At 46.1% G+C, this 14,109-nt stretch carries 6 protein-coding genes, 2 tRNA genes, 3 rRNA genes and 1 riboswitch; of the genes, 3 read left to right on the top strand and 8 right to left on the bottom strand.

Features of this window, described 5'->3' with window-relative positions; all coding sequences use genetic code 11:
- Positions 1-12: 12 nt before the first annotated feature.
- From CCZ37_RS00965 to CCZ37_RS00945, 5 genes are all read right to left on the bottom strand, one after another.
- A tRNA-Asp gene (locus CCZ37_RS00965) sits at positions 13-89 on the bottom strand.
- 79 nt (positions 90-168) lie between these two features.
- Positions 169-284, bottom strand: a 5S ribosomal RNA gene (gene rrf, locus CCZ37_RS00960).
- Positions 285-371: 87 nt separating this feature from the next.
- Positions 372-3,263 (bottom strand): 23S ribosomal RNA (locus CCZ37_RS00955).
- Positions 3,264-3,570: 307 nt separating this feature from the next.
- Positions 3,571-3,646: transfer RNA gene (locus tag CCZ37_RS00950), tRNA-Glu, on the bottom strand.
- Positions 3,647-3,734: 88 nt separating this feature from the next.
- Positions 3,735-5,293, bottom strand: a 16S ribosomal RNA gene (locus CCZ37_RS00945).
- The 16S, 23S and 5S rRNA genes sit together here with 2 tRNA genes alongside, the layout of an rRNA operon.
- A 646-nt stretch (positions 5,294-5,939) precedes the next feature.
- Between CCZ37_RS00945 and CCZ37_RS00935 the strand changes: the two genes are divergently transcribed.
- On the top strand, positions 5,940-6,392 hold the full coding sequence (locus CCZ37_RS00935) for an RNA recognition motif domain-containing protein (protein WP_094499542.1): 453 nt from the start codon (positions 5,940-5,942) through the stop codon (positions 6,390-6,392).
- Here the strand turns inward: CCZ37_RS00935 and murI are convergent.
- A complete protein-coding gene (gene murI, locus CCZ37_RS00930; protein ID WP_208613922.1) occupies positions 6,355-7,158 on the bottom strand; it encodes a glutamate racemase in 804 nt (267 codons plus the stop codon). The two genes, CCZ37_RS00935 and murI, sit on opposite strands and share 38 nt — an antisense overlap.
- Positions 7,159-7,663: 505 nt before the next feature.
- Here murI and CCZ37_RS00925 point away from each other — a divergent pair.
- Positions 7,664-9,310: a S8 family peptidase gene (locus CCZ37_RS00925; RefSeq protein ID WP_094499540.1), complete on the top strand. Its 1,647-nt coding sequence runs from the start codon at positions 7,664-7,666 to the stop codon at positions 9,308-9,310.
- Between the two features lie 70 nt (positions 9,311-9,380).
- Here CCZ37_RS00925 and btuB read toward each other — a convergent pair whose 3' ends face one another.
- Entirely contained in the window at positions 9,381-11,207 is a 1,827-nt protein-coding gene (btuB, locus tag CCZ37_RS00920; protein ID WP_094499539.1) for a TonB-dependent vitamin B12 receptor, read from the bottom strand.
- A 44-nt stretch (positions 11,208-11,251) separates the two neighbouring features.
- A riboswitch (cobalamin riboswitch) is annotated at positions 11,252-11,449 on the bottom strand.
- A gap of 160 nt (positions 11,450-11,609) precedes the next feature.
- Between btuB and trmA the strand changes: the two genes are divergently transcribed.
- Positions 11,610-12,719 carry a tRNA (uridine(54)-C5)-methyltransferase TrmA gene (gene trmA / locus CCZ37_RS00915; protein ID WP_094499538.1) on the top strand — a complete coding sequence of 370 codons (1,110 nt, stop codon included), beginning with the start codon at positions 11,610-11,612 and terminating at the stop codon, positions 12,717-12,719.
- 370 nt (positions 12,720-13,089) lie between these two features.
- On the opposite strand, the gene CCZ37_RS00910 is transcribed toward trmA, so the two are convergent.
- Positions 13,090-13,686, bottom strand: coding sequence for a hypothetical protein (locus CCZ37_RS00910; RefSeq protein WP_244187276.1), 597 nt, complete (start codon positions 13,684-13,686; stop codon positions 13,090-13,092).
- Positions 13,687-14,109: the final 423 nt, after the last annotated feature.

The raw sequence follows: 14,109 nt of genomic DNA, 5'->3' as shown, positions 1-14,109 counted from the left end.
CTTCTTAATAAGTGGCGGAGCGGACGGGACTCGAACCCGCGACCCCCGGCGTGACAGGCCGGTATTCTAACCAACTGAACTACCGCTCCGCAGCGTGTCTGGTTAGACGTTTCGTCTACTTTTTTTGCCTTTAGATTTTTAAAAAAAATCTAAAAACAACAAGTCAAAGCCTGGCGATGTCCTACTCTCACATGGGGAGACCCCACACTACCATCGGCGCTGTTGTGTTTCACTTCTGAGTTCGGCATGGAGTCAGGTGGGTCCACAACGCTATGGTCGCCAAGCAAATTTCTTAATTCGGAAAGCTGCTTCATTCTCATTCACACATTCAATGTTCTTTCATTGAGTCCACAAAACCCCTTCGGTGTTGTATGGTTAAGCCTCACGGGCAATTAGTATTGGTTAGCTCAACGCCTCGCAGCGCTTACACACCCAACCTATCAACGTTCTAGTCTCGAACAACCCTTTAGGACACTTAAAGTGCCAGGGAAGACTCATCTCAGGGCTCGCTTCGCGCTTAGATGCTTTCAGCGCTTATCAATTCCGAACTTAGCTACCGGGCAATGCCATTGGCATGACAACCCGAACACCAGCGGTTCGTCCACTCCGGTCCTCTCGTACTAGGAGCAGCCCCCTTCAATCTTCCAACGCCCACGGCAGATAGGGACCGAACTGTCTCACGACGTTCTAAACCCAGCTCGCGTACCACTTTAAATGGCGAACAGCCATACCCTTGGGACCGACTTCAGCCCCAGGATGTGATGAGCCGACATCGAGGTGCCAAACACCGCCGTCGATATGAACTCTTGGGCGGTATCAGCCTGTTATCCCCGGAGTACCTTTTATCCGTTGAGCGATGGCCCTTCCATTCAGAACCACCGGATCACTATGACCTACTTTCGTACCTGCTCGAACCGTCATTCTCGCAGTTAAGCGGGCTTATGCCATTGCACTAACCTCACGATGTCCAACCGTGATTAGCCCACCTTCGTGCTCCTCCGTTACTCTTTGGGAGGAGACCGCCCCAGTCAAACTACCCACCAGGCACTGTCCGCAACCCCGATGAGGGGCCTACGTTAGAACATCAAAACGACAAGGGTGGTATTTCAAGGTCGACTCCACGCAATCTAGCGACTGCGCTTCTAAGTCTCCCACCTATCCTACACATGTAGGTTCAATGTTCAGTGCCAAGCTGTAGTAAAGGTTCACGGGGTCTTTCCGTCTAGCCGCGGGTACACTGCATCTTCACAGCGATTTCAATTTCACTGAGTCTCGGGTGGAGACAGCGTGGCCATCATTACGCCATTCGTGCAGGTCGGAACTTACCCGACAAGGAATTTCGCTACCTTAGGACCGTTATAGTTACGGCCGCCGTTTACCGGGGCTTCGATCAAGAGCTTCGACCTAAGTCTAACCCCATCAATTAACCTTCCGGCACCGGGCAGGCGTCACACCGTATACGTCATCTTGCGATTTTGCACAGTGCTGTGTTTTTAATAAACAGTTGCAGCCACCTGGTATCTGCGACTCTCGTCAGCTCCATCCGCAAGGGACTTCACCAATAAGAGCGTACCTTCTCCCGAAGTTACGGTACCATTTTGCCTAGTTCCTTCACCCGAGTTCTCTCAAGCGCCTTGGTATTCTCTACCCGACCACCTGTGTCGGTTTGGGGTACGATTGCTTATAATCTGAAGCTTAGAGGCTTTTCCTGGAAGCAGGGCATCAATGACTTCACTGCCGTAGCAGCTCGACGTCGTGTCTCAGCCTAACAAGAAACCGGATTTACCTAGTCTCTTAGCCTACGCACTTGAACCAGGACAACCGTCGCCTGGCCCACCTAGCCTTCTCCGTCCCCCCATCGCAATTATAAGCAGTACGGGAATATTAACCCGTTTCCCATCGACTACGCTTTTCAGCCTCGCCTTAGGGGTCGACTTACCCTGCCCCGATTAACGTTGGACAGGAACCCTTGGTCTTCCGGCGGGGAGGTTTTTCACCCCCCTTATCGTTACTCATGTCAGCATTCGCACTTCTGATACCTCCAGCATGCTTTACAACACACCTTCAACGGCTTACAGAACGCTCCCCTACCCAATACAGTAAACTGTATTGCCGCAGCTTCGGTTTACTACTTAGCCCCGTTACATCTTCCGCGCAGGCCGACTCGACCAGTGAGCTATTACGCTTTCTTTAAATGATGGCTGCTTCTAAGCCAACATCCTGGCTGTCTGAGCCTTCCCACATCGTTTCCCACTTAGTAGTAATTTGGGACCTTAGCTGGCGGTCTGGGTTGTTTCCCTCTCCACGACGGACGTTAGCACCCGCCGTGTGTCTCCCGGATAGTACTTACTGGTATTCGGAGTTTGCAAAGGGTTGGTAAGTCGGGATGACCCCCTAGCCTTAACAGTGCTCTACCCCCAGTAGTATTCGTCCGAGGCGCTACCTAAATAGCTTTCGGGGAGAACCAGCTATCTCCGAGTTTGATTGGCCTTTCACCCCTAGCCACAAGTCATCCGCTAATTTTTCAACATTAGTCGGTTCGGTCCTCCAGTTGATGTTACTCAACCTTCAACCTGCCCATGGCTAGATCACCCGGTTTCGGGTCTATATCCAGAGACTAAAGCGCCCAGTTAAGACTCGGTTTCCCTACGGCTCCCCTATTCGGTTAACCTTGCCACTGAATATAAGTCGCTGACCCATTATACAAAAGGTACGCAGTCACAGGACAATGCCTGCTCCTACTGCTTGTACGTACACGGTTTCAGGTTCTATTTCACTCCCCTCACAGGGGTTCTTTTCGCCTTTCCCTCACGGTACTGGTTCACTATCGGTCAGTCAGTAGTATTTAGCCTTGGAGGATGGTCCCCCCATGTTCAGACAGGATAACACGTGTCCCGCCTTACTCGATTTCACTTATAATGATGGAACAGTTACGGGGCTATCACCCTTTATTGCGCCACTTTCCAGAGGCTTCACCTGCATCATTAAAAGCTTAAGGGCTAGTCCAATTTCGCTCGCCGCTACTTTCGGAATCTCTGTTGATTTCTTCTCCTCGGGGTACTTAGATGTTTCAGTTCCCCCGGTTTGCCTCCTTACCCTATGTATTCAGGTAAGGATACGTGCTTATGCACGTGGGTTTCCCCATTCGGAAATCGTAGACTCAAGTGGCTGTTACTGCCTAATCTACGCTTATCGCAAGTTACTACGTCCTTCATCGCCTCTGACTGCCAAGGCATCCACCGTGTACGCTTAGTCACTTAACCATACAACCCGAAGAAGTTTCGTGTTGCAGACAAGTCACCAAGGTTGTCTCTCATTATTTGAATGAGCGAGAGACGTTTGATTTTGCCGGACTCAATTTTGAAAACTTACCGCAGTAAGCTTTCCCAAGAACACTTGAATGTGTTTGGTATCAATACGTTAAACGCATTGATGTTGAGAACTTTTATTTGATAACAACAAACACGTTCGTTGTTATCAGTCAGCTTTCCAAATTGTTAAAGAGCACGATTTGACTTTCTACTAAAGAAAGAAACCATTTTTAAAGATTCTCGTAAGAACATTTAAAGATGGTATCCCGTAGGGGAGTCGAACCCCTGTTACCGCCGTGAAAGGGCGGTGTCCTAGGCCTCTAGACGAACGGGACACTAAGTAAGAATGTTTGGCAACATCCTCGTCTCTTAAACTGTATAAACCATCAATCTGTGTGGACACTCATCAGTGTAATCTTCGTATAAGGAGGTGATCCAGCGCCAGGTTCCCCTAGCGCTACCTTGTTACGACTTCACCCCAGTCATGAACCACACCGTGGTGATCGTCCTCCACTCTCTCCGAAGAAAGTGCGGTTAAACTAACCACTTCTGGTGCAGCCCACTCCCATGGTGTGACGGGCGGTGTGTACAAGGCCCGGGAACGTATTCACCGTAGCATTCTGATCTACGATTACTAGCGATTCCGACTTCATGGAGTCGAGTTGCAGACTCCAATCCGGACTACGACGCACTTTTTGGGATTCGCTCACTATCGCTAGCTTGCTGCCCTCTGTATGCGCCATTGTAGCACGTGTGTAGCCCTACTCGTAAGGGCCATGATGACTTGACGTCGTCCCCACCTTCCTCCGGTTTATCACCGGCAGTCTCCCTGGAGTTCCCACCATTACGTGCTGGCAAACAAGGATAAGGGTTGCGCTCGTTGCGGGACTTAACCCAACATTTCACAACACGAGCTGACGACAGCCATGCAGCACCTGTCTTACAGTTCCCGAAGGCACTCCCGCGTCTCCGCAGGATTCTGTAGATGTCAAGAGTAGGTAAGGTTCTTCGCGTTGCATCGAATTAAACCACATGCTCCACCGCTTGTGCGGGCCCCCGTCAATTCATTTGAGTTTTAATCTTGCGACCGTACTCCCCAGGCGGTCTACTTAACGCGTTAGCTCCGAAAGCCACGGCTCAAGGCCACAACCTCCAAGTAGACATCGTTTACGGCGTGGACTACCAGGGTATCTAATCCTGTTTGCTCCCCACGCTTTCGCATCTGAGTGTCAGTATCTGTCCAGGGGGCCGCCTTCGCCACCGGTATTCCTTCAGATCTCTACGCATTTCACCGCTACACCTGAAATTCTACCCCCCTCTACAGTACTCTAGTGAACCAGTTTCAAATGCGGTTCCGAGGTTGAGCCCCGGGCTTTCACATCTGACTTAATCCACCACCTGCATGCGCTTTACGCCCAGTAATTCCGATTAACGCTCGCACCCTCCGTATTACCGCGGCTGCTGGCACGGAGTTAGCCGGTGCTTCTTCTGTCGCTAACGTCAAATGATGCTGCTATTAACAACACCACCTTCCTCACGACTGAAAGTACTTTACAACCCGAAGGCCTTCTTCATACACGCGGCATGGCTGCATCAGGCTTGCGCCCATTGTGCAATATTCCCCACTGCTGCCTCCCGTAGGAGTCTGGACCGTGTCTCAGTTCCAGTGTGGCTGATCATCCTCTCAGACCAGCTAGGGATCGTCGCCTTGGTGAGCCATTACCTCACCAACTAGCTAATCCCACCTAGGCATATCCTGACGCGAGAGGCCCGAAGGTCCCCCTCTTTGGCCCGTAGGCATCATGCGGTATTAGCCATCGTTTCCAATGGTTATCCCCCACATCAGGGCAATTTCCTAGGCATTACTCACCCGTCCGCCGCTCGCCACCCAAGGAACAAGTTCCTCTGTGCTGCCGCTCGACTTGCATGTGTTAGGCCTGCCGCCAGCGTTCAATCTGAGCCATGATCAAACTCTTCAATTAAAGTTTTGTTGGTCCTAAGACCGGCTCAATGAATACTGACTTCAAAACTGCTCTTACTCGAAAGTAAAAAAGTAATTTTAAAGCTATTGTTGTTCCAACAGAACAACAATGAATTGACTGTGCCGCTTCTTGGTCTTCACTTTTTAAGAAAAAGTGAAATCAAAAAGCATTCGAACTATTGCTAGTTCAGGTCACTCAGTTCATTGATAAATCTTTTTCGATTATCATCAACGAGTGCCCACACAGATTGATAGGTTTATATTGTTAAAGAGCGTTCCTGTCGAACAAGACCGTTAAGTCCGTGTCGCTAGGGGTGCGAATAATACGCTTTAGTTTTTAAGAGTCAAGAGTTATTTTTAACTATCTTTCTCTTTCAACTAGTAACTCGTTTGTGAGGCTTGCCTCACTCCGTGTCAGTGAGGCGGCATTATAGGGAGGTTTTACGATGTGACAAGTTCTTTTTTAAAATCACCTTTCATTCGCTTAAAAAGCCACCAATGTCGCGTTTTATTGAATAAAACTTCAACATTTGAAGGTTATCACAGCAATTGGTTGGAAAAACACCAAGCATAAACGTAAGATTGATGTGTCTATTTTGTTAATCCTAGACATCCTTCTTCTTTTACTTGATATGTAGTATTCAAATATGAACTCTAATAAATCGACTGTACTGATTGCATCTCTTGCAATCATAGGCGCAATCCTCTTTTCTCTGGTCGCGCTGTCTCCCGCAATTACTTTTGTTCTTGGTGTTGTCTCTTCCGCTTTTGTTTTTAAATTTTTTGGCAGCAACACGGTAATCGATGAGGAATCAAAACTCTCAACGAAAACACTGTATGTCGGAAATTTGCCATACAAAGCCAATGAGGCTCACGTCCGTGAACTATTTGCTAAACACGGTGAAGTTTTTGCTGTTCGCTTAATGAAAGACAAACGCACAGGCAAGAGGCGAGGCTTTGGCTTTGTTGTGATAGCTTCTGCTGATGTAGATGGTGCTATTTCAGCACTGAATGAGAAAGACTATATGCAGCGTACGTTGAAGGTACGTGTGGCGAATGATCCTAAACATCCTGATGACGATATGTTTGAACAGGAGTAAACCCTAAGTGAGCTAATCGACTATTGAGCGCGCTTTCTTGCCAAGGAGGTGCGCTTGATAATATCTTGTGTTGTTTGATTTTGCATTGTGGCTCGCTTTTCACGCCCAATAGCTCTTGCACACGACGAGCAATAGCTTCTCCGGAATCAACTAGCACGACACTCTTCCCTAATACGGCTTGGATCTCTTCTTTTATTAATGGGAAGTGTGTACAGCCAAGGACCGCCACATCAATACGGTTCACCAAAGGGCTAAGAATCTCTTTTAATTCTGCAAGATCGACAGCTTTGCCCCTCAATTTTTCTTCTGCCATATCCACTAAGCGCGTTGACCCTAGCAATTCAACATTCTTGTCAGATGAAAAATCTCGAATCAAATCGTGAGTGTATTGACGAGTGATAGTCGCTGGGGTAGCAATGAGTCCCACGGCTTTATTGGCCAGTGATGAGGCTGGTTTAATCGCAGGAACAACCCCCACAACCGGTACAGCAAGACAAGAACGCAGCTTGGGTAAGACGATAGTGCTTGCGGTATTACAAGCAATAACGACCAAATCAATGCGCTCTTTCACCACGACATCGCTTACCAACCTAACCACACGCTTAATTAACACCTCTTGATTGAGCTCACCATAAGGATAAGCTTCATTGTCAAACAGGTAGATGTAGTTCAATTGTGGTAGTTTGGCTTGGACCTCTTTATAAACCGATAACCCACCAACACCAGAGTCAAAGATAAGCACATTAAGCTGAGACGGTTGCGACACTCTGAGCACCTTACTAAGAAAAACGTTCTGATCATACTCGCTCTTTTCGATTAGGCAATCTATGCCAGATACCTTTTGTTAAAAGAGATGTTAGTTTGAATTGTCATTTCTAGACTCGATCAAGCTGGTAGATGATCTCACATTCAGTAATTACTGTGTCAATGAGCTTGTTCTAGTGAATAAAAGCACTCCATTTTGTATTTTAAACATACGTTGCCGGCTCAACACTCAGTACAAATATTACTCTCAATATTGTAAAAACATACATATCGATTAGAGCAAAAAATCTATTTGTATCAATAAGAAGACGCATATACGACCTGACGTTCACCTTACAAAAATAGAACAAAAAACAAACAGCGTGAGTTTAATGTGTAGATGTGAAAGCTATAAACAGTTTTCACGCGCAGCCGCTTTGGAACCAAAAGAGCGTTGCTTGTGCGCCCAACGTTATGTTGAGAGCCACGATCCAAACATTTTTATTCACTTTTCAAGGAAACCTATCATGTTTAAAAAGTTTTTAAGCTTATGTATTGTCTCGACGTTTTCCGTCGCAGCAACATCAGCATTAGCCCAGCCCAATGAGTTTGTTGGCAAACCATCTCCTCAACAATTAGCACCATTGATGAAAGCCGCTTCAGGGAAAGGCATTAAAAATCAATATATTGTTGTACTCAAACAACCAGCGACAATCATGAGTAATGACTTGCAAGCTTTTCAGCAATTTACTCAACGCTCTGTCAATGCATTAGCCAATAAGCATGCACTCGAAATCAAACATGTTTTTGATAGTGCGTTAAGCGGTTTTTCTGCAGAGCTAACGGCTGAGCAATTACAAACTCTCCGTGCTGATCCTAACGTCGACTATATCGAGCAAAACCAAATTATTACGGTTAATCCGATCATCTCTGCATCAGCGAATGCGGCTCAAGATAACGTAACCTGGGGAATCGACCGCATCGATCAGCGCGATCTACCGCTTAATCGTAGTTATAACTACAACTATGATGGCAGTGGCGTTACTGCTTATGTGATCGATACCGGTATTGCTTTCAACCATCCCGAATTTGGTGGACGAGCACAATCCGGCTATGACTTTATCGATAACGATAATGATGCAAGTGACTGCCAAGGCCACGGCACACACGTGGCTGGCACTATCGGTGGCGCTCAATACGGTGTAGCTAAAAACGTTAACTTAGTTGGTGTGCGAGTGCTGGGATGTGATGGTAGTGGTTCAACTGAAGCGATCGCCCGTGGTATTGACTGGGTGGCTCAAAACGCGTCCGGCCCTTCTGTTGCCAATTTGAGTTTAGGGGGAGGGATATCTCAGGCGATGGATCAAGCAGTCGCTCGACTCGTCCAAAGAGGAGTCACTGCGGTCATTGCTGCTGGTAACGATAATAAAGATGCTTGCCAAGTATCCCCTGCACGTGAACCAAGTGGTATCACTGTAGGCGCCACCGATAGCAATGATCGTCGTTCTTATCACTTACGCCAAGATGGCAGCTTTTGGTGGGCTTCTAACTGGGGCAACTGTGTTGATATTTTTGCTCCCGGCTCTGATGTCACCTCAGCTTCACATAAAGACACAGGCACCACCACTATGGGAGGCACATCAATGGCGGCACCGCATGTAGCTGGGGTCGTAGCCTTGTACTTACAAGAGAATAAGAACCTCTCTCCGAATCAAATCAAAACGCTGCTTAGCGACCGCTCAACCAAAGGCAAAGTCAGCGACACGCGCGGCACGACTAATAAGCTGCTGTATAGTTTGACCGATAACAATACCACTCCGGATCCTGAGCCAAATCCGCAACCAGAGCCGCAACCGCAACCGCAACCGGATAGTCAACTGACTAATGGTAAAGTGGTTACAGGCATCAGCGGCAAGCAAGGTGAATTGAAAAAATTCTATATTGATGTGCCTGCAGGTCGTCGCTTGAGTATCGAGACCAACGGAGGTAGGGGGAATCTTGATCTCTACGTTCGTTTGGGTAGAGAACCAGAACCTTCTGCTTGGGATTGCGCATCTTACCGTAACGGCAATAATGAAGTTTGTACCTTCACTTATACCCGAGCAGGTCGCCACTTCATTACACTCTATGGCACCACTGAGTTTAACAATGTCAGTTTAGTGGCTCGCTACTAACATAACGCATTAAACAATAAAAGCCAGTCAGATGTTCTGACTGGCTTTTGATTAAAGACAATGCCTGCGTTTAAAACTGATAACCAATATTAAGATAATACGCGCGCTCAGCAGCAGGATAGCCATTGGCGGTTTCGTACTCTTTATCTAATAAATTATCAATTCGAGCGCTAATAGTCGTCGAGTCTGTGACATAGTAGCTAACTGAGGTATCAACGAGAGAATAAGCATCAAGCGTTATATATTGAGAAGGATAAATTTTGTCTGGACGTTTACCTACATATTGATATCCGATTGACCAATCGAGTTGTTCGAAAGCCACTAGCGCATTCCACTTATACATATGCTCAGCACGACGCTGTAATGTTTTCCCTTTACTATCATCGGCATCTTTTAGGTCAACACTTAACTGGTGCTGCACAATTCCAGTGGCAAACTCGGTTGTAAACTCAACTCCTTTTATATGGCTTTCACCAATTACGTTTTGGTACTTCTTCGTTGTTGAGTTGTAATCGATCAGGTTATTGATTTTGTAATCATAGCCAGTGATAGACCATTTAATACCTGAAAATAAGCCGTAGAAGCTCAACTCTGCTGAATCTGCGTCTTCCGGTTGTAAATTAGCATTGCCAGAAGATGGAGCGTACTGTTGATATAAATTGGGAGCCTTAAATGCTGAGCCATAAGATGCTTTAACCCCGAACTCAGGGATAAACTGATACCCTAGAGCAATGTTGTGGGTAGTTTGCGAACCATACTCTTGGTTATCATCAAAGCGTAGACTTGCCTCCAACAGCCATTGTTGCCACTCAGCAGCAACCACAGCAAATGCAGCAGTGTTGCTGCGGTCAAACTCTTTATCCTCCGTTTTATCAAGATACGACTCGTCTCGCCAGTCCACACCACCAGCCAACGTCCACACATCATTGACCAAATAGCGGTTAATCCACTGGATATTTCGTTGTTCAAGATTATCCGATGTGTCCGAGTATTTTCCTTTAGATTGGGTGTAATCCCATGATTTTTGCTTCTGGGTAGTTAGCTGCAATTCAGATAACCAACGTTCACTTTGATACTGAGTGCCAATTGTAAAAGAAAGGTCATCCTTTTCTGCCTCTTTATAGTCACGAACACCATAGCTGTTGTCGTACTGATAAATATTTTCATAAGCGCGGGCGTTGGCAAACAAAGACCAAGACTCATCAAATTGGTGCACGTAACCCAACAACGCATTATCTGACCTGAAACCGTGACGATCACCATCATTCACTCCAGGAACTGGACGGACGTTGTAACCTTTATCACTCTCTGTGCCCAAAGCCACATTCATCTGGCCTTTTTCACCAATCGCAACCCCAGAAGCAATACTAAGTTCTTGGTAATCCAATGAACCCAGTCCAGCACTTACGGTTGTGCCTTGTTGTTGTGAACGAGCTTTAGTAATGATGTTAATCACACCACCAATCGCTTCAGATCCATATAACGAAGCTCGAGCGCCACGAACATATTCAATACGCTCAACATAAGTTAGTGGAATTTGGTTGAAATCGACCGCCCCTTTTGCAGCACGAGCAAAACGAATTCCATCCACTAATACCAATACTTGATCTGAACTTGTGCCACGTACAAATAAAGAGGCTAACTGACCACGTCCGCCATTTTGCGTGACCTGAACACCCGTTAATCTACGCAACAAATCAGGCAATGTTTTTGCTTGTGTTTGTTCGATATCTTGACGGGTAATAATTTCCACATCCGCCAAGGTTGAACTGGCCTTTTGCTCAAAACGATTCGCCGTCACAACGACTGTTTCTGTACGTTGAGCTTCATTTGCGTGTAAATAAGAGATAGGGGTAAGCAGCGATGCTAGAGCGATCGCCAGTGCTGATTTTTGCATTATGTTGTCCTAAATCGCGTGAATCCTACTGAGTGGAACACCACTGCATCACTCAGTTGCTGGCAGGTATTCGGACTTGAGAGCGATTAACCTACTAACCCGACTTCCCACAGTATTTGTTCCTGCAGTGTCATATTGGGTGTTCGTTCTCTCTTACCGCTGCGCGTCAGTTCTGGATTTACACCAGATTCCCTTTTCGGCCATCTATACCGCTAGATAGTACCAGCTGAGGGCGATACTATGGCTCTATTAAGAATTTGTCTAGTACTGATTGGTATAGGCTACCTTTGTTGCTTAACAATTGATGACTAATTCAGGACAACACTGGACAAGCGCGAGGGATTGAATAAAATCTGCGCTCTTTATTATTTGAATGCACCATACCCAAGCAAAGGTAATACCATGGCGACTCTTGATGTAAACCCACAACACTACCAGCAACAGTTGGCGGAAAAGACCGAGCGTCTGACCCAAATGTTCGCACAATACAACATGCCTCAGTTGGAAGTGTTTGAATCACCAGAGCAGCATTACCGTATGCGTGCAGAATTTAGAGTTTGGCACGAAGGTGATGAGCTTTATTACATCATGTTCAATCAAGAAACGCGTGAAAAATACCGCGTTGACCAGTTTCCTGCGGCCAGTCGTTTAATTAATGATTTAATGCCACTTTTGGTCGATGCACTTAAAGGCAGCGACTCACTGCGTCGTAAACTTTTCCAAGTCGATTTTCTCTCCACTCTTAGTGGTGAAGTACTGGTTTCTCTGCTTTATCATCGCCAACTCGATGAAGAATGGATAACCCAAGCAAAAGCATTAAAACAGCGTCTCAATGATGAGGGATTCAACCTCAATTTGATTGGCCGTGCACGTAAAATGAAAGTCGTGCTCGATCGAGATTTTGTGATTGAGAAGCTGAACGTACATGGTCAAAGTTATATTTATCAACAAGTGGAAAACAGCTTTACTCAGCCAAACGGTACTGTCGCACAAAAAATGTTGGAATGGGCCGTTGACTGTACGCAAGAGAGCCAAGGCGATTTATTAGAGCTCTACTGTGGGAATGGTAACTTTTCACTGGCATTGGCGAAAAATTTCGAGCGAGTGCTCGCAACCGAATTAGCCAAACCTTCTGTTGATTCCGCCCAATACAACATTGCGGCGAATAAAATAGACAATGTGCAAATCATCCGCATGTCTGCCGAAGAGTTTACTCAAGCAATGGAAGGTCAACGTGAGTTTCGCCGTTTGCAACAAGCGGGAGTTGATCTCAAAAGCTATCGTTGCAACACCATTTTTGTTGACCCGCCGCGCTCGGGTATGGATATCGATACCTGCAAAATGGTGCAAGGCTACGAGCGGATTGTGTATATCTCCTGCAACCCAGAAACCTTAAAAGAAAATTTAGACACTCTGTGTGAAACACACAAAGTGACTCGTTTCGCGCTATTCGACCAATTCCCTTACACCCACCACATGGAAGCGGGTGTGATGTTGGAGCTCATTAAATAAGGATTTAAAAGGGTTTTAATTGTAGCAAAAATCGTTATGGGTACGGCTTGGGGTACGGGAGTGATAAAAGTCTAACTCCAAGCCATCACAAGAAAAGGTTCGTTACCTTAATAGCCCCTTTAACTAACAGCTAAATATTACCGCCTTGAGATAGAACCTCTTACACGCTGTACAATTACAGCATCATGGCTAGTGAAGTGGTTTAAGCTTGAGAGTTTGGTATATATTGGGCTGTTCGTAAGCTCCAATTCATCTGCATATACGTTGAGGGCATTGAGGAGCCAACCACCAAGTGCAACGATGGCACCACCCTTGATTCCTGTCATCTCCATTCCAACTCCAGCAGCGACAGAAGGGAATCCTGATATATTTAATCGCGACATTCGTTTTTTATTTTTTCAATTTTAGCCACTTCTTCCCTGAGTTCTCTCAGCTTATGAAACCGCTCACCTTCATCCATACCAGCAAACTGATTAACGATATTGGGTAACGAACGCATTAAGCTATTAGACAACGCTGAGTCGAGCTCAAGAATGTCCATATCGTTATCAATAGCAAATATTTCATTAAGCAATGTACCTAACTCAGATTCTTGAATCTTCTGCGAGTGGGAGCGAACGCCATTGTAAAAACCAGCGATCACCTTGCAGGCTGGCACTTCTGAATATTGCTCCCCATCAAAAAGAAAATGATGAGCCCTAAGTCCTTGTGCGTATTCATACGCCATCGCCGCTGTTGACAATTCAAGATGAATATCCGGCCCTCTGCGCTCAAAGCCTTTGGCCGCAATACTGGAGACTCCCAGCCGATGCGTTGATACAGCCCCCTCTTTATTGACCATGTATTCACCATACTGCCATTGCTCCGAAAGCACTTGCGCAAGATTTTGTATAGACGCATTGTCAATAAGGGAACATTGATGAAGGAACTGATATTGCTCATCGCCTGTGTGGGCAAATGCACTCATACAAAATAGATGTGAAAGCGGCAAAAGCATCTGGCAAGGATGTATCGACCATCGCCGTACCTAAAGGCTGTGAAGCCATCAAAGAAAAGTAATGCCACCAGTGGTAAAAATGACAATGGGGAGCAATCACGCTCCCCATTTTTTTGCTTTTATAATCAAGTTGCACTATCAATAAGCTGGCAACTAAACCACGAAAAAGATCACGACGACTAAAATTACGGGGACTCTGATCCATCATCACCAAACTAGGATAAACAATACAGTTCAATCATAGCGCGAAAAGACGTAAAGCTAAAAGTCTTGTTCATAGTCAAAAAGCAGATGACTTAGCTTGCGCTTATTGACTTGAGACAATTTTGGATATTTGCTCTATTTATGTTAAAAAACACGTCAAAACATACACCAAAACTATATTATTTAGCC

Source organism: Vibrio qinghaiensis, assembly GCF_002257545.1.
GTDB lineage: Bacteria > Pseudomonadota > Gammaproteobacteria > Enterobacterales > Vibrionaceae > Vibrio > Vibrio ordalii.
The sequence above is the reverse complement of the archived record's forward strand: the minus strand, read 5'-3'. Positions and strand labels throughout refer to the sequence as shown.